Source organism: Hydrogenophaga sp. (genome assembly GCF_036675665.1).
Lineage (GTDB): Bacteria > Pseudomonadota > Gammaproteobacteria > Burkholderiales > Burkholderiaceae_C > Hydrogenophaga.
In genome coordinates this window covers 153,561-169,652 of the sequence record NZ_JAKFEO010000030.1, presented here as the reverse complement: position 1 = coordinate 169,652, position 16,092 = coordinate 153,561, and the positions used below count along the sequence as shown (strand labels likewise).

General features: G+C 65.7%; 13 protein-coding genes. 3 read left to right on the top strand and 10 right to left on the bottom strand.

The features are described 5' to 3' along the window. Positions 1-52: 52 nt before the first annotated feature. The 10 genes from V6M63_RS11170 to V6M63_RS11125 all read right to left on the bottom strand — a co-directional run bounded on the left by V6M63_RS11170 (position 53) and on the right by V6M63_RS11125 (position 12,507). Complete coding sequence (locus V6M63_RS11170) at positions 53-1,261, bottom strand: acetyl-CoA C-acyltransferase (RefSeq protein ID WP_332741771.1); 1,209 nt, start codon at positions 1,259-1,261, stop codon at positions 53-55. 9 nt (positions 1,262-1,270) lie between these two features. Beyond that, positions 1,271-3,670 carry a 3-hydroxyacyl-CoA dehydrogenase/enoyl-CoA hydratase family protein gene (locus V6M63_RS11165; RefSeq protein WP_332741770.1) on the bottom strand — a complete coding sequence of 800 codons (2,400 nt, stop codon included), beginning with the start codon at positions 3,668-3,670 and terminating at the stop codon, positions 1,271-1,273. 34 nt (positions 3,671-3,704) lie between these two features. After that, positions 3,705-4,142, bottom strand: a complete 438-nt coding sequence (locus tag V6M63_RS11160) for a DUF2147 domain-containing protein (protein ID WP_332741769.1) — start codon at positions 4,140-4,142, stop codon at positions 3,705-3,707. Between the two features lie 117 nt (positions 4,143-4,259). Next, on the bottom strand, positions 4,260-6,056 hold the full coding sequence (locus tag V6M63_RS11155) for an acyl-CoA dehydrogenase C-terminal domain-containing protein (protein WP_332741768.1): 1,797 nt from the start codon (positions 6,054-6,056) through the stop codon (positions 4,260-4,262). Between the two features lie 43 nt (positions 6,057-6,099). Continuing rightward, a complete protein-coding gene (locus V6M63_RS11150) occupies positions 6,100-6,804 on the bottom strand; it encodes a TetR/AcrR family transcriptional regulator (RefSeq protein WP_332741766.1) in 705 nt (234 codons plus the stop codon). 187 nt (positions 6,805-6,991) lie between these two features. Beyond that, the gene (gene slmA, locus V6M63_RS11145; RefSeq protein ID WP_332741764.1) at positions 6,992-7,684 is read right to left on the bottom strand and encodes a nucleoid occlusion factor SlmA; all 693 of its coding nucleotides are present in this window, start codon (positions 7,682-7,684) and stop codon (positions 6,992-6,994) included. 181 nt (positions 7,685-7,865) lie between these two features. After that, positions 7,866-8,765 (bottom strand): acetylglutamate kinase, encoded by a 900-nt coding sequence (gene argB, locus V6M63_RS11140; protein WP_332741762.1) that lies wholly within the window; start codon positions 8,763-8,765, stop codon positions 7,866-7,868. A 100-nt stretch (positions 8,766-8,865) separates the two neighbouring features. Then, positions 8,866-9,975 (bottom strand): M14 family metallopeptidase, encoded by a 1,110-nt coding sequence (locus V6M63_RS11135; protein WP_332741760.1) that lies wholly within the window; start codon positions 9,973-9,975, stop codon positions 8,866-8,868. Beyond that, entirely contained in the window at positions 9,972-11,189 is a 1,218-nt protein-coding gene (locus V6M63_RS11130; RefSeq protein ID WP_332741758.1) for a M20 aminoacylase family protein, read from the bottom strand. Before V6M63_RS11130 ends, V6M63_RS11135 begins: the two co-directional genes overlap by 4 nt. A gap of 166 nt (positions 11,190-11,355) precedes the next feature. Then, positions 11,356-12,507: an ABC transporter substrate-binding protein gene (locus V6M63_RS11125; RefSeq protein ID WP_332741756.1), complete on the bottom strand. Its 1,152-nt coding sequence runs from the start codon at positions 12,505-12,507 to the stop codon at positions 11,356-11,358. A 96-nt stretch (positions 12,508-12,603) separates the two neighbouring features. Between V6M63_RS11125 and V6M63_RS11120 the strand changes: the two genes are divergently transcribed. Genes V6M63_RS11120 through V6M63_RS11110 form a run of 3 tightly spaced genes read left to right on the top strand, consistent with a single transcriptional unit; the run spans position 12,604 to position 16,089 of the window. Then, positions 12,604-14,646: a molybdopterin-containing oxidoreductase family protein gene (locus tag V6M63_RS11120; protein ID WP_332741754.1), complete on the top strand. Its 2,043-nt coding sequence runs from the start codon at positions 12,604-12,606 to the stop codon at positions 14,644-14,646. Positions 14,647-14,686: 40 nt separating this feature from the next. After that, positions 14,687-15,745: an aminopeptidase gene (locus V6M63_RS11115; protein WP_332741917.1), complete on the top strand. Its 1,059-nt coding sequence runs from the start codon at positions 14,687-14,689 to the stop codon at positions 15,743-15,745. A 20-nt stretch (positions 15,746-15,765) separates the two neighbouring features. Continuing rightward, positions 15,766-16,089 carry a polyhydroxyalkanoic acid system family protein gene (locus V6M63_RS11110; RefSeq protein WP_332741752.1) on the top strand — a complete coding sequence of 108 codons (324 nt, stop codon included), beginning with the start codon at positions 15,766-15,768 and terminating at the stop codon, positions 16,087-16,089. Positions 16,090-16,092 lie beyond the last annotated feature (3 nt).

Below are 16,092 nucleotides of genomic sequence, written 5' to 3'. Positions count from 1 at the left end.
ATGAGTTTGCAAGATGGCGCGTGGACGTGCCGTCCTGCTCGCGACACGGCGCTCACACCCGCTCGAAGATGCCCGCGGCGCCCTGGCCCATGCCGACGCACATGGTGACCATGCCGTACTTCTTGTTGTGGCGCTTGAGCGCGTGCACCACAGTGGCCGCGCGGATGGCGCCGGTGGCGCCCAGCGGGTGGCCCAGCGCGATCGCGCCGCCCATGGGGTTGACCTTGCTCGGGTCCAGGCCCAGGGTGTTGATGACCGCGAGCGACTGCGCGGCAAAGGCCTCGTTGAGCTCGATCCAGTCGATCGCGTCCTGCGTGAGGCCGGCGTATTTCAGTGCCGCGGGGATCGCCTCGATCGGGCCGATGCCCATGAGGTGCGGCGGCACGCCGCGCGAGGCGTAGCTCACGAAGCGCGCCAGCGGCGTGAGGCCGAAACGCTTCACGGCCGATTCGCTGGCCAGGATGAGCGCACCGGCGCCGTCGCTGGTCTGCGAGCTGTTGCCGGCGGTGACCGAGCCGCGCGCGGCGAACACGGTGCGCAGCTTCGCCAGGCCTTCGATCGAGGTGTCGGGGCGTGCGCCTTCGTCCAGGCTCACGGTGCGGGTGGTGGTGCTGACCTCGGCGGTTTCCAGGTTCACGCTGCGTTCGGTCACTTCCACCGGGGTGATCTCGTCGCTGAACTCGCCGTTCTTCATGGCCAGCACGGCACGCTGGTGCGACTGCAGCGCGAAGGCATCCTGCGCATCGCGCGAGACCTTCCACTGCTGCGCCACCTTCTCGGCCGTGAGGCCCATGCCGTAGGCGATGCCGTAGCTCTCCACGTCGTCGGTGTTGCGGAAGATGGTGGGCGAGAGGCTGGGCGAGTTGCCCATCATGGGCACCATGCTCATGCTCTCGGTGCCGGCAGCGATCATCACGTCGGCCTCGCCCACGCGGATGCGGTCGGCCGCCATCTGCACGGCCGACAGGCCCGAAGCGCAGAAGCGGTTGACGGTGATGCCGCCCACGCTGTTGGGCAGGCCGGCCAGGATGGCGCCGATGCGCGCCACGTTCAGGCCCTGCTGCGCTTCGGGAATGGCGCAGCCGCAGATGATGTCTTCGATGGCCTTGGGGTCAAGCGTGGGCACTTGCGACAGGGCCGAGCGCAACGCGAGGGCCAGCATGTCGTCCGGCCGCAGGTGCTTGAACGAGCCCTTGTGCGAACGGCCGATGGGGGTGCGGGTGGCGGCGACGATGTAGGCGTCTTGGATCTGTTTGCTCATGTCGTGTCCTTAGTTGCGAACGGGCTTGCCCGTGTTGAGCATGCCGAGGATGCGTTCTTGTGTCTTGGGATGCACGATCAGCGAGCAGAAGGCCTGGCGCTCCAGCGTCATCAGGTAGTCCTCGTTCACCAGCGTGCCGGGCTCCACGTCGCCACCGGTCACCACGTTCGCGATCAGCGACGCGATGTGGAAGTCGTGCTGGCTGATGAAGCCGCCGTCGCGCATGTTGACCAGGCTGCCCAGGATGGTGGCCTTGCCGTCGCGGCCAGCCACCGGGAACAGGCGCTTGTGCGGCGCGCGGTAGCCGCCGTTGAACAGGCTCCTGGCCTCGTTGATGGCGACATACAGCAGCTCGTCCTTGTGCGGCACGACCACGTCGGAGTGCAGCACGTAACCGAGCTGGCGCGACTCCAGCGCGCTGGTGCCGACCTTGGCCATGGCCGCGGCGGTGAAGCCTTCGGTGAGGAAGGGCAGCAGGTCCTTGCCCGTCGAGGTCTCGGCGTTTTCGGCCGCGCGGCGCGCGATGTAGGTCAGGCCGCCAGCGCCAGGCACCAGGCCCACACCGACTTCCACCAGGCCGATGTAGCTCTCCATGTGCACCACGCGGCGCGCGCTGTACACCGCCAGTTCACAGCCACCGCCCAGCGCCAGGCCGCGCACGGCACTGACCACCGGCACGTTGGCGTAGCGCAGGCGCAGCATGGTCTGCTGCATGAAGCCTTCGGCGTCTTCGATGGCGCTCACGCCCACCGCCATGAAGGCCGGCAACATGGCCTGCAGGTCGGCACCGGCGCTGAAGGGTTCGTCGCCGGACCAGACCACCAGGCCCTGGTAGTCCTTCTCGGCCAGGTCCACGGCGGCCATCAGGCCTTCGCAGACCTCGGGACTGATGGCGTGCATCTTGGTCTTGATGCTGGCGATGAGCACCTGCTCGTCGAGCGTCCAGATGCGGATCGCATCGTTCTCCTCGATCGTGCTGCCTGCGGTCTCGAACTTCGGACCGGCTTCGCCGAGCAGCAGCTCGGGGAAGTGCTGGCGCTGGTAGACCGGCAATTGCAGGCGCGCGTCAAACGTGCCCTTGCCGGGGTTCCACGAACCTTGCGCGGTGTGCACGCCACCGGCCTCGGCCACCGGGCCCTTGAAGACCCACTCGGGCAGCGGCGCCTTGCTCAGCGCCTTGCCGGCATCGATGTCCTCCTGGATCATCGTCGCCACGTCGAGCCAGCCGGCTTCCTGCCAGAGCTCGAACGGGCCCTGCTTCATGCCGAAGCCCCAGCGCATGGCCTGGTCCACGTCGCGCGCGGTCTCGGCGATGGTCGCCAGGTGCACGGCGGCGTAGTGGAAGCTGTTGCGCAGGATGGCCCAGAGGAACTGGCCTTGCGGGCCTTCGGCGTTGCGCAGCAGTTTCAGGCGCTCGGCGGCCGGTCGCTTGAGCATGCGGCCGTAGACCTCGTCGGCCTTCTCACCCGCGGGCACGTAGTCTTCGCTGTCCAGATCGAAGCGCAGGATGTCGCGGCCCACTTTCTTGAAGAAGCCGGCCTTGGCTTTCTGGCCCAGGTTCCCCAACTCGATGAGTTTCTTGAGCACCGGCGGTGTGCCGAAGCTGCCGTAGAACGGGTCGGTGTCGATGCTCAGGTTGTCCTGCTGCGTCTTGACCACGTGGGCCATGGTGTCCAGGCCCACCACGTCGGCGGTGCGGAAGGTGCCGCTGCTCGCCCGGCCCAGGCGCTTGCCGGTGAGGTCGTCGACCACATCAAAAGTGAGTCCGAAGTTCTCCACCTCTTTCATCGTGGCCAGCATGCCGGCGATGCCGATGCGGTTGGCGATGAAGTTGGGCGTGTCCTTGGCGCGCACCACACCCTTGCCCAGGCCACTGGTGACGAAGGTCTCCAGGTCGTTGAGGATCTGTGCTTCGGTGGTGGGCGTGGCGATCAGCTCCACCAGCGTCATGTAGCGCGGCGGGTTGAAAAAATGGATGCCGCAGAAGCGCGGCTTGATCGCCTCGGGCAGCACCTCGCTGAGCTTGGTGATCGACAGCCCCGAGGTGTTGGACGCGACGATGGCGTGGTCAGCGATGAAGGGCGCGATCTTCTGGTACAGGTCGAGCTTCCAGTCCATGCGCTCGGCAATGGCCTCGATGATCAGGTCGCAGTCCTTCAACTGCTCCATGTGCTCTTCGTAGTTGGCTTGGCCGATGAGGTCGGCGTCGGCCGCCACGCCCAGCGGCGAGGGCTTGAGCTTCTTGAGGTTGTCGATGGCGCGGGTGACGATGCCGTTCTTCGGACCTTCCTTGGCAGGCAGATCGAACAGCACCACCGGCACCTTGACGTTGACGAGGTGCGCAGCGATCTGCGCGCCCATCACGCCCGCGCCGAGCACGGCGACTTTCTTCACTTGAAATCGGTTCATTGGTTTTCCATGAAAGGGAACGGACGCGCGTGCTTCACTCGACGCGGATCCAGACCTGGGTGCGGTAGAACGGGCCGATGTAGCCGCGCATTTCCAGCTTCTTGCCGTCTTCGATCGGCTTGAGGCGGGTGCGGTAGACCTTGCCGTTGTTCGGATCGACGATGTCGCCACCGTCGTAGATGCCCTTGTCGTTGGCGCTCTGCTTGAGGTTGCGCAGGATGGTCATGCCGAGCACCGGCTTGTCCTTGCGCTCGTCGGTGCACTTCTCGCACACCGAGTCGAGCTTGGCATCGGGCTCCAGCAGCTTTTCGATCGTGCCGCTGAAGACGCCGTTGTTTTCCTTGATGCGCACCAGGGACTTCTCAATCTTGGTGTCGTCGTCAATCGTCTTCCACAGACCCACGGGCGACATCTGCGCGAACGCGTGACCGGTCAACCCAAGCAATGAAACGGCAATGGCTGTCTTGATCATCGAAGTCTCCTTTGAGTGAAATGCCTTGGTCCAGAAACACCGCGGAGCTGGCTTTGCCAGGCCGCTGGTGCTGCCCCCTTGAGGGGGCGGCGCGCAGCGACGCGGGGGTGTTTCATTTCATGCCAGCGCTGCGTCGGTGTCCATGAGAACTTTGGAACCGGCGCGCGCGGTGCGCATCAGCGTCGCGGTCTCGGGGAACAGCTTGGCGAAGTAGAAGCGCGCGGTCTGCAGCTTGGCGGTGTAGAAAGGGTCGGTGTTGCCGGCGGCGATCTCGCGCAGCGCCACTTGCGCCATGCGGGCCCAGAAGTAGCCGAACACCAGGTGGCCTGCCACGCGCAGGTAGTCCACCGCGGCGGCGCCCACTTCGTCGGCGTTCTGCAGGCCCTTGAAGCCGATCTCGGTGGTGAACTTGGTGATCTGCTCACCCAGCACGGCCAGCGGGTTGATGAACTCGGCCATCTTCTCGTTGACGCCCTCATCCATCACCAGCGCGCCCACCAGCTTGCCGAACTTCTTGAGCGTGGCGCCGTTGTTGCCCAGCACCTTGCGGCCCAGCAGGTCCAGTGCCTGGATGGTGTTGGTGCCTTCGTAGATCATGTTGATGCGGGCGTCGCGCACGAACTGCTCCATGCCCCATTCCTTGATGTAGCCGTGGCCACCGAACACCTGCTGGCACTGCGTGGCGGCGTTGTAGCCGTTGTCGGTCAGGAAGGCCTTGGTGATGGGCGTGAGCAGCGACAGCATGTCGTCGCTGTCCTTGCGCACCTTCTCGTCGGGGTGGTTGTGCACCTTCTCCAGCAACACCGAGCAGAAGATGGCCAGGGCGCGCCCGCCTTCGGCGTAGGCCTTGGCGGTGAGCAGCATCTTGCGCACGTCCGGGTGCACGATGATCGGGTCGGCCGGCTTGTCCTTGGCCTTGGGGCCGGTCAGGCTTCGCATCTGGATGCGGTCCTTCGCATAGGCCAGCGCGTTCTGGTAGGCCACCTCGGTCAAGCCCAGGCTCTGGTTGCCAACGCCCAGGCGCGCGGCGTTCATCATCACGAACATGCCCTGCATGCCCTTGTTGGGCTGGCCCACCATGGTGCCGATGGCGCCGTCGATCACGATCTGCGCCGTGGCGTTGCCGTGGATGCCCATCTTGTGTTCCAGACCACCGCAGTGGATGCCGTTGCGCTCGCCCAGCGTGCCGTCCTTGTTCACATTGAACTTGGGCACGATGAACAGGCTCACACCCTTGATGCCGGGAGGCGCATCGGGCAGGCGGGCCAGCACCAGGTGGATGATGTTCTCGGCCATGTCGTGTTCACCGGCGCTGATGAAGATCTTGTTGCCGGTGAGCTTGTAGGTGCCGTCGGCCTGCGGCTCGGCCTTGGTGCGCATGAGGCCCAGGTCGGTGCCGCAATGCGGTTCGGTCAGGCACATGGTGCCGGTCCACTCGCCGCTGGTCATCTTGTGCAGGTAGGTCGCCTTCTGCTCGTCGGTGCCGAAGGTGTGCAGCGCGGCGTAGGCGCCGTGCGTGAGACCGGGGTACATGGTCCAGGCCTGGTTGGCCGAGTTCATCATCTCGTACAGGCACTGGTTCACCACCAGGGGCAGACCCTGGCCACCGAACGCGGGGTCGCAAGAGAGCGCGGCCCAGCCACCGTCCACATAAGTCTTGTAGGCCTCCTTGAAGCCCTTGGGCGTGGTGACTTCGTGCGTCTTCTGGTCAAGCTTGCAGCCTTCGGTGTCGCCGCTGATGTTCAGCGGAAAGAGCACCTGCGAGGCGAACTTGCCACCCTCTTCCAGCACCGCGTTGATGGTGTCGGCGTCGATCTCGGCATGGGCTGGAATGGCCTTGAGGTCGTCGGTGACCTTGAGCACTTCGTGCATCACGAACTGCATGTCTCGCAGGGGCGGGTTGTAGATGGGCATGGGGAAGCTCCTGGGCTGGGTTTGCGAAAAAACGAAAAGGAAATCAGCCTCGCGTGGGTGCAGAGGCTGGGGTTTTGGTGGTCTTGCGCGCGGCGGGTGCGGGGGCTCTACCGAAGCGGGTCACGATGTTCTCGAACGCGCGCACCGCACGGCTGGCCGAATCGGGGCTGCGCAGGAAGCGGGCCTCGTAGTGCAGCGCCAGGATCAGCGCGTGGATCTCGAACGCCATCTGCGCCGCATCGGTGTCGGGTGCGAGATGGCCTTCTTCAATGGCGATCTCGACCGCGCGACGCATGGCCGAGAGCCAGGTGTTGACCGAACTGGCCAGCGCATCGCGCACCGGACCGGGCCGATCATCGAACTCGACCGCGCCACTGATGTAGATGCAGCCCGAATCGATCTCCACCGAGGTGCGCTTCATCCAGTTGTCGAACAGCATGCGCAGGCGTGGCAGTCCGCGCGGCGCGTTGATCGCGGGATAGAACACTTCTTCCTCGAAACGCGCGTGGTACTCGCGCACCACCGAGATCTGCAGCTCCTCGCGCGAGCCGAAGTGGGCGAACACGCCCGACTTGCTCATCTGCATCACCTCGGCCAGCGCGCCGATCGACAGACCTTCCAGACCGATCTGCGTGGCCAGACCGAGCGCGGCATCCACGATGGCGGCTTTGGTCTGCTGGCCCTTCTGCAAAGGCTTGTGGGCCGATGCGTCGGATCGCGGACTGCGGGTGATGGGGTTCACGCTCATGCGGATCGGTCCTGATGAAGAAGAAGGGCAAAAAAAGACGACCGCCCGAATAATCGAACGGTCGTTCTATTTTTACCGCAAAAGCCGCTTCACGCGCAAACAAGCCGCGCTTTGAGCGAATTTTGTTTAGGTGCGACGCCCTAAAAGACACACCACGGCACCCAGCCATGGTGGACCTTGCATGCGCTCAGAGCCGACCGACCGGCAGCAGCAGCGCGAGGCTGTGTTCGAGGCTTTCGCTGGGCGAGCGTTTGAAGCCGCTGCGCGCGAAACGCTGCAGTCGGCCCACGCAAAAGGCGGTGATGACCGACGCATCGGCCTGTGCGTCCACCGTGGGCGTGACTGCGCCGGCCACCACGGCCGATTCGCGCAGGTTCTGCCGCAGCACCGATTCGATCTTGTCGAAGAACAGGTTCATGCGTTGTTGCAGGCGCTCGTTTTCGTAAACCAGCGCATCGCCCACCATCACGCGGGTCATGCCGGGGTTCTTCTCGCCGAACTGCAGCAGCAGCGTGACAAGCTTGCGGCAGCGCGCGTTGGCGTCGGGTTCACGCTCGCCAAGCTGGTTGACCAGGCCGAAGACCGACTGCTCGATGAATTCGATCAGACCTTCAAACATCTGGGCCTTGCTGGCGAAGTGGCGGTAGAGCGCGGCTTCGCTCACTTCGAGCCGCGCCGCCAGGCCCGCGGTGGTGATGCGCTCGGCACCGGGCTGCTCCAGCATGGTGGCCAGCGCCTCCAGGATCTGCACCCGACGTTCGCCAGGTTTGGGCCGTTTGCGACCGGTGCCCTCGGCATGCGCGGCGGCTTCGATCACGCTGGCCGCTTCTAGCGCTGCAGCGTCTTCCGGGGTCGGAGACTCGGGGGCATTGGAGGTCATGGGCAGGCGGTCCGATCGGTGGGTGCTGATGGGTGCTGGTGGCCGCGGTGCCGGCCCTGGTTCGTCTTCCTGTTACGAATTTTCGCACATTGCCGCAGCGCCACGAACCCAACGGGGGCGGGGTACCCGATGTCAGTGGGTGATCGCATTCCGCGCCGCGCCAGGGCGCCTGCTCCACGGGTCAGTGGCTTTTGATCATGGTGCCGAAAGGCTCGTTGCCCAACACCTCCAGCAGGAGCGCGTGCGGCACCCGGCCATCAATGATGTGCACCGCGTTCACACCACTCTTGGCCGCGTCCAGCGCACCAGCGATCTTGGGGATCATGCCGCCGGAGATGGTGCCGTCTTCGACCAGTTCGTCGATGCGTCGGGGCGTGAGCTCGGTGAGCAACTGGCCGTCCTTGTCGAGCACACCGCGGATGTTGGTGAGCATGAGCAGCTTCTCGGCCTGCAGCACGGTGGCGAGTTTGGCGGCCACCACATCGGCGTTGATGTTGTAGCTCTCGTTGTTCTCGCCAAAGCCGATCGGACTGACCACGGGGATGAACTGGTCGTCTTGCAGGGCCTTCACCACGCTGGGGTCGATGCTGACGATGTCACCCACCTGGCCGACGTCGTGCTCCAGGTTCGGGTCTTTCTGGTCGGTCATGCGCAGCTTCTGCGCGCGGATCATGGCGCCGTCGCGCCCGGTCAGGCCCACGGCCTTGCCACCGGCCTGGTTGATCAGGCCCACGATGTCCTGCTGCACCTCACCGGCCAGCACCCACTCCACCACCTCCATGGTTTCCGGGTCCGTCACGCGCATGCCCTGGATGAACTGACCCTGCTTGCCCAGCCGCTTGAGCAGCGTCTCGATCTGCGGGCCACCGCCGTGCACCACCACCGGGTTGATGCCGACCAGCTTGAGCAGCACCACGTCCTCCGCGAAGTCCTGCTGCAGGGCCGGGTCGGTCATGGCGTTGCCACCGTACTTGATGACCATGGTCTTGCCGTGGTACCTGCGGATGTAGGGCAGTGCCTGGGCAAGGATCTCGGCTTTGTCGCGGGGGGAGATGGTGGTGACGTCTGGAGGGGTGGTCATGGGCTTTGGGCTTGGTGTGGTTTTGAAATTGTAGGCTTCGGTTGTTGTGTTTCTTCTTTCGTGGCGAGCCGGGTCTCGGCCTGCCACGAAAGAAAAAACATCACGACAAAGAAGAAGAAGAAAGCCCAGAGACAGCCTGAAACAAAGCCTGCCGAGCCTGCACAACAACCCGCGCCTTCCACTCATCCGTATCCACATAAAACGCCGCCAGCACCCGAGCCTTGATCGCAGCTCGCAAGGCCTCGGGCGCTTCGGGATGCAGGTGCAGCCAGTGGTCCCCCCGCAGCGCGTCGATCACCTCTTCGATCGGCACCGTGCCGTACTCCATCGCGATGCCGGTGTACTGCGCCTGCGGGCACTCCTCATAGGCAGCACTCCACATCAAGCCGGTCAAGAGGGCCGACGTCGACGATCCGTCGTAGATGGAAGTCACCGGTGTCTGGCCATCACCACCCCACCAGGCTCGGGCACGCTCCAGCGCCACCGCATCGTCGCGGCAGGCGCAGATGCGCTCGCCCAGCCCGCTCTCGCCCAGCCCGGTGTGCAGGTCGATCCACGCGAGGTGGCGGGCTTCTCTGGCGTGGCGGCGAAGCACGTCGCGCAAGGTGCGGTTGCTCCAGGTGGCATCCACACCGCCATAAAACAGGCCATCGGCAAACGCATGCTGCCCCTGAGACACGGCGGCCTGAAAGCGGGTCAGGCCGTGGGCCTGGATGTAGGCCCCGATGGCCGCGGCATTGTCCGGCCCCGGGGGCCACTGCGCGGGCAACAGCAACTCGTGCAGTTCGGCGTAAGCCGGGTTGGCCGGCAGCGGTTGGCTGAAGTCCTGGAAGTTGCGGTTCAGGTCGACGTTCTCGTGCGTCACGCGGCGCACCCACGAAAAACCGTGCGGGTTGAGGGCGTGGATGTAGAGCACCGCCACCCCCGCGTCGCGAGCGTGCTGGCGCCACTCGGCGTCGTGCGCGGCGAACACCTGCACCCCCGAACCGCAGTAGCCCTCGACCCCGTGGCAGGCACTGCTGACGATCAGCAAACGTTCTGCGGACGGGTCGCCATCGAGCGCCACGTCCATCGCCAGCACCTCACCGTCGCGGCCCGGCAAGGGATGGTTGTGGCTGGTGATGGCCATGCCCGCGCTGGCAGCCGCCTCCAGAAACCGCACGCGGGCGCGGGCGTACGACGGGGAGAACGCGTCGGCCGGTGCGATCAAGCAGCCGCCCCCGGACGCGGGCGGCTCAACCACTTTTCGGCCAGCTGCACCCAGTAGGTGGCGCCCAGCGGAATCAGGTCGTCGTTGAAGTCGTAGCTCGGGTTGTGCAGCATGCAGGGACCACCGCCGTGGCCCATCTCGCGGTGCGCGCCGTCGCCGTTGGCAATGAAGGCGTAGCAGCCCGGGCGCGCCTGCAGCATGTAGGCGAAATCTTCAGCGCCCATGGTGGGCTCCTGCTCCACCACACGATCGGCGCCCACGATGTCGGCCATGACCTCGCGCGCGAACGCGGTCTCGGCGGCGTGGTTGATGGTGGGCGGGTAGTTGCGCTTGAACTGGAACTCGACCGTGGCGCCGAAGGCCGCGCTGGTGTGCTCGGCGATCTCCTGCATGCGGCGCTCGATCATGTCGAGCACCTCGTAGGTGAAGGTGCGCACGGTGCCCTGGATCTCGCAGCTGTCGGGCACCACGTTGGTGGCCTCGCCGGTGTGGATCATGGTGACCGAGATCACGCCGGCGTCCACCGGCTTCTTGTTGCGCGAGATGATGGTCTGGAAGGCCATCACCATCTGGCAAGCCACCGGCACCGGGTCGATGCCGTTGTGGGGGAGCGCGGCGTGCGAACCCTTGCCGCGGATCGTGATGTGGAATTCGTTGCTCGACGCCATGACCGGGCCCGCGCTCGCGGCGAACGTGCCCACCGCCATGCCGGGCCAGTTGTGCATGCCGAACACCGACTCCACCGGGAATTGCTCGAACAGGCCGTCCTTGATCATCTCGCGGGCGCCGCCACCGCCTTCTTCGGCCGGCTGGAAGATCAGGTAGACCGTGCCGTCGAAATTGCGGTGCCTGGCAAAGTGCTGTGCCGCGCCCAGCAGCATGGCGGTGTGGCCGTCGTGACCGCAGGCGTGCATCTTGCCGGCGTGCTGGCTGGCGTGGGCAAAGGTGTTGTGCTCCTGCATGGGCAGGGCGTCCATGTCGGCGCGCAGGCCGATGGCCCGACCGCTCTTGCCACCGTCGCGCCCGTGCACGATGCCCACCACCCCGGTGGTGCCCATGCCGCGGTGCACGGGAATGCCCCATTCGGTGAGCTTGTCCGCCACCACATCGGCGGTGCGCACCTCCTTGAAACAGAGTTCGGGGTGGGCGTGGAGGTCGCGGCGCACGGCCGCAATGCTGGCGGCCTGCGTGAGGATGGAGTCGATGAGTTTCATGGGGATCTTTGCGCGCCGTGACAAGGGCGTCGAAAACAAAACGGTCATGGTATCGAAGACCTGCATGCGCCGAGGCTGCGCAGGAGACACCCCCATCAACAGGCGGGCCACTTGACCTGGTCGGTGACGATCAAGCGATCACCACGCGAGCGCGAGACAAGCCCGCCTACCGGCGAATGCGACCGTCTTCGGTCAGCAGCGTGAGTTCAACAAACCGGGATCCGGTGTGTTTCGCCGGTCCGAAGTCCAACGGGAACCCGCCCAGATTCACGTTCTGCATGCCCTGCACGGCGTTGATGAAGCCCTCACGCGTGAGCGCCCTCCCCGCGCGACGCACACCTTCGGTGAACACCTTGGCGGCGACAAAACCTTCCATGCCCGAGTAGTTGGGCTCGACGCCCCGCTTCTCCTTGATGGCCGCCAGGTACTCACCCGAGAGCAGCGTGGCCGGCGTGTAGGGGAAAGGCATCACCTGGCTCACGGACACGCCGCGCGCCTCGGCGCCGAGCTCGTCGATGAGGGCCTGGGTCCCCACGAACGAGACGTTGTAGAAGTTGCCGTTGAACCCTGCACGGCGGGCCTGCCGCACAAACGTGGCCACCGCCTTGTACGCTCCGATCTGCACGATGGCCTCGGGCTTCTGGGCCATGATGTCCTTCACCGCCTGCGCCACTTCGATCGTGTTGCGCTCCACCGTGCCCAGGGCCACCGGCTCGATGGTCATGGCCGTCAGGGCCCGCGTGACGCCGTCCAGACCGGTCTTGCCGTAGGCGTCGTTCTGGTAGAAGACCGCGATCTTCTTGATGCCGGTGGAGGTGATCTGGCGAACAATGGCGGCCGTCTCGTCAAAGTAGGAGGCGCGCACATGGATGGCGTAGCGGTTGAACGGTTCGCGCAACGCCTGCGCGCCGGTGAACGGCGCGAAGAACGGCACCTTGGCGGTGGTGGCCAGCGGCAGGGCGGCCAGGCTGGTGGGCGTGCCGATGTAGCCAAACAGGGCGAACACGTCGTCGGCGATGAGCTGGCGGGTGTTGGCGGCGCAGCGCTCGGGCTCGTAGCCGTCGTCCAGCCGCTTGATCTCGATCGTGCGGCCATGGACGCCGCCCTTGGCGTTGACCGTGTCGAAGTAGGCCTGTGCGCCCAGATGGAACTGCAAGCCCAGTTGCACGGCCGCGCCAGTGAAAGGCGCGGACTGCCCCAGGACGATGCGGGTGTCGGTCAATGCGGCGCTCTGCGCGCTGGCGGAGGCGCCCCAGGAAGCCAGGGCCCCCGAGCCAACCAGCTTGCACACTTGGGATAGGGCTTCACGACGCTGCATGCGGATACTCCTGATATGCTGATTTGAACACCGAGCAGGGTAAAGCAAGCGCCCTGCCATCCCCACGTCCCGACTCCTTTTGGCAACACCCATCCGATGAACACGACTGCGCTCACGATCCGCGGTGCCTGTCCCCACGATTGCCCCGACACCTGCTCCCTGGTCACCACGGTGGAGGGTGGCGTGGCCGTGCGGGTGCAGGGCAACGCCGACCACCGACACACCGACGGCGTGCTGTGTACCAAGGTGTCGCGCTACACCGAGCGCACCTACCACCCCGAGCGCCTGCTGCACCCGCTCAAACGCACCGGCCCCAAGGGCAGCGGGCAGTTCGAACGCGTGAGCTGGGACGACGCATTGGACACGATTGCCGACCGCCTGAAAACCATTGCCGCGCGAGACCCGCAGGCCGTTCTGCCGTACAGCTACGCCGGCACCATGGGGCAGGTGCAGGGTGAAGGCATGGCCGCGCGCTTTTTCCACCGGCTCGGCGCCTCGTTTCTGGAACGCACCATTTGTGCATCCGCCGGCGGCGAGGCGCTGGTGCAGACGCTGGGCGGCAAGGTCGGCATGAAGGTGGAGCACTTTGCGGCATCGAAGTTGATCCTGATCTGGGGCAGCAACTCCATCGGCAGCAACCTGCATTTCTGGCGGCTGGCCCAGCAAGCCAAGCGCGACGGCGCGCGGCTGGTCTGCATCGATCCGCGTCGTTCAGAGACGGCTGAGAAGTGCCACGAACACATCGCCCTGCGCCCGGGCACCGATGCGGCGTTGGCGCTCGCGCTCATGCACCAGCTCATCACGCACGACTGGCTGGACCACGACTACATCGAGCAGCACACGCTGGGCTGGGAAGGCCTGCGCGAGCGCGCGCTGCAATGGGCGCCCGAGCGCGCCGCGCAAGTCTGCGGCATCCCGGTGCAGCAGATCACCGATCTGGCGCGCGCCTACGGCACCACGAAGCCGGCGGCAATCCGCCTGAACTACGGCATGCAGCGCGTGCGTGGCGGCGGCAACGCGGTGCGCGCCATCGCCTGCCTGCCCGCGCTGGTGGGCGCCTGGCGAGAGCCCGCGGGCGGCCTGCTGCTCTCCAGCTCGGGCCAGTTCCCGGTGGACCGCGCGGCCCTGCACCGGCCCGACCTGCTGGCCGGCAGAAGCCCGCGCACCATCAACATGAGCACCATCGGCAACGATCTGCTCAACGAAGGTTCGGCCGGCTTCGGCCCGAAGATTGAAGCGCTCGTCGTCTACAACAGCAACCCGGTGGCGGTGGCGCCCGAATCGGGCAAGGTGGTGCAGGGTTTCCTGCGCCAGGACCTGTTCACCGTGGTGCTGGAGCATTTCAAAACCGACACCGCCGACCACGCCGACATCATCCTGCCGGCCACCACGCAGCTGGAGCACTGGGACATCCACACCAGCTACGGTCACACCGACGTGCTGCTCAACCGCCCGGCCATCGCCCCGGTGGGCGAGGCCCGCACCAACACCGACATCTTCCGCGCGCTGGCCGCGCGCATGGGCTTTGACGATCCGTGTTTTCAGGACGACGACGAGACCCTGTGCCGCACGGCGTTTGGCAACGCGGTGGATTTCCAGCAACTGCTCGACCAGGGTTTCACCACCCTGTCGGTGCCCGAAGCCCCGTATGCCAATGGCGGCTTCCCCACGCCCTCAGGCCGTTGCGAATTCTTCAGTGCGCGCCTGGCCGCACAGGGCAGGGACGGCCTGCCCGATCATCTGCCCAACCACGAACTGCAAGGTTCATCGGCCGCCTACCCGCTGGCCATGATCTCGCCACCGGCGCGCAACTTCCTCAACTCCAGCTTCGTCAACGTGCAGAGCCTGCGCGACATCGAAGGCGAACCGCTGCTGGAAATCCACGCCGACGATGCTGCCGTGCGCGGCATCGAGACCGGCCACCTGGTGCGCGTGTTCAACGACCGCGGCGAATACCGCTGCAAGGCCAAGGTGTCGACGCGGGCGCGGCCCGGCGTCGTCAACGGCCTGGGCATCTGGTGGCGCAAGCTCGGGCCAGCGGGCACCAACGTGAACGAGGTCACCAGCCAGCAACTCACCGACATGGGTCGTGGGCCGGTGTTCTACGACTGTCTGGTCGAAGTGGCCAGCGTGCCCTGAGGTCGCCGTGAAGCAGTTGCCGGCACTCGCATTCGTGGCCATGCTGAGCGCCGGCTGCGCGAGCAACACGACCGGCGTGGGCTACTACTGGCAGTCGGTCGGCGGACACCTGAAGCTGATGCAGGCCGCGCGCCCGGTCGACGACTGGCTGGCGGACGAAACCACGCCGTTCTGGCTCAAGGAACGGCTGGAGAAGGCCCGGCGCATCCGCCAGTTCGCGGTGAGTGAACTCGCCCTGCCCGACAACGCCAGCTACCACCGCTACGCAGACCTGCAGCGGCGCGCCGCTGTTTACAACGTGGTGGCTGCGCCCGCGCTCTCGCTCACACTTGAAACCTGGTGCTTTCCGGTGGCGGGTTGCGTGGGCTACCGCGGCTACTTTCTGGAGTCGGACGCACGGGCTTTCGCCGACAGCCTGGACGAGGCGCTGGAGGTGGCGGTTTACCCGGTTCAGGCCTACTCCACCCTGGGCTGGATGAACTGGGCCGGTGGCGACCCGCTGCTCAACACCTTCATCACATACCCGGAGGGCGAGCTCGCGCGCATCATCTTCCACGAGCTCTCGCACCAGGTTGTCTATGTGCAGAACGACACCGCGTTCAACGAGTCGTTCGCCACCACGGTGGAGCGGCTTGGCGGTGCCCGGTGGCTCAACCGGTCAACCAACCAGGCCCGCGCCGACTACGCCACCTTCGACAACCGCCGCCGCGCCTTCCGCGCCCTCACCCGCTCGACCCGCGATCGCCTCAAGGCCATCTATGAAGATGCCGTCCTGCCGGAGGACACCAAGCTGCAACGCAAAGCCGCGGCCATGAGCGATTTCCGGCAGCAGTACGAGCGCCTGAAAGCTGGCTGGAACGGGTATGCCGGTTACGACCCCTTTGTGGCGCAGGCCAACAACGCCAGCTTTGCGGCGCAGGCGGCCTACGACGACTGGGTGCCCGCGTTTGAAGCCCTGTTCGAGCGCGAGGGTCGCAATTTCGCGCGGTTTTATGATGCGGTGCGCGCGCTGGCCCATCGCCCGAAAGAAGAGCGTCAGGCCGCCCTGCGAGAGCTGGCACCCACCGCCTTCGCGACCATCCTCCACGACCGCCCCTGACAACAACACGCGAGACACCCATGGCCGACATCCACATCGAACGCGATCACCAACTCGGCATGGGCGCTGCGCGCAAGCTCGCCTGGCGCTGGGCGGAACAGGCCGAGAACGACTTCGACATGAGTTGCACCTATGAAGAAGGTGACGACTGCGACGAAGTGCAGTTCACCCGCTCGGGCGTGAGTGGCACGCTCAAGGTGTCGGCGGAAAAGTTTGAGCTCGATGCGCGCCTGGGCTTCCTGCTGGGCGCTTTCAAGGACCGCATCGAGAGCGAGATCGTCAAGAACCTCGACGAACTGCTGGCGGCGAAGAAGCCCGCCGCCAAAAAGAAGAAGGCCGGCTGAGGA

Excerpts from the sequence above, each read along its gene's own strand:
- V6M63_RS11170 (WP_332741771.1), bottom strand. The coding sequence starts at position 1,261 with ATGAGCAAACAGATCCAAGACGCCTACATCGTCGCCGCCACCCGCACC.
- V6M63_RS11165 (WP_332741770.1), bottom strand. The coding sequence starts at position 3,670 with ATGAACCGATTTCAAGTGAAGAAAGTCGCCGTGCTCGGCGCGGGCGTG.
- V6M63_RS11160 (WP_332741769.1), bottom strand. The coding sequence starts at position 4,142 with ATGATCAAGACAGCCATTGCCGTTTCATTGCTTGGGTTGACCGGTCAC.
- V6M63_RS11155 (WP_332741768.1), bottom strand. The coding sequence starts at position 6,056 with ATGCCCATCTACAACCCGCCCCTGCGAGACATGCAGTTCGTGATGCAC.
- V6M63_RS11150 (WP_332741766.1), bottom strand. The coding sequence starts at position 6,804 with ATGAGCGTGAACCCCATCACCCGCAGTCCGCGATCCGACGCATCGGCC.
- slmA (WP_332741764.1), bottom strand. The coding sequence starts at position 7,684 with ATGACCTCCAATGCCCCCGAGTCTCCGACCCCGGAAGACGCTGCAGCG.
- argB (WP_332741762.1), bottom strand. The coding sequence starts at position 8,765 with ATGACCACCCCTCCAGACGTCACCACCATCTCCCCCCGCGACAAAGCC.
- V6M63_RS11130 (WP_332741758.1), bottom strand. The coding sequence starts at position 11,189 with ATGAAACTCATCGACTCCATCCTCACGCAGGCCGCCAGCATTGCGGCC.
- V6M63_RS11125 (WP_332741756.1), bottom strand. The coding sequence starts at position 12,507 with ATGCAGCGTCGTGAAGCCCTATCCCAAGTGTGCAAGCTGGTTGGCTCG.
- V6M63_RS11120 (WP_332741754.1), top strand. The coding sequence starts at position 12,604 with ATGAACACGACTGCGCTCACGATCCGCGGTGCCTGTCCCCACGATTGC.
- V6M63_RS11115 (WP_332741917.1), top strand. The coding sequence starts at position 14,687 with ATGCTGAGCGCCGGCTGCGCGAGCAACACGACCGGCGTGGGCTACTAC.
- V6M63_RS11110 (WP_332741752.1), top strand. The coding sequence starts at position 15,766 with ATGGCCGACATCCACATCGAACGCGATCACCAACTCGGCATGGGCGCT.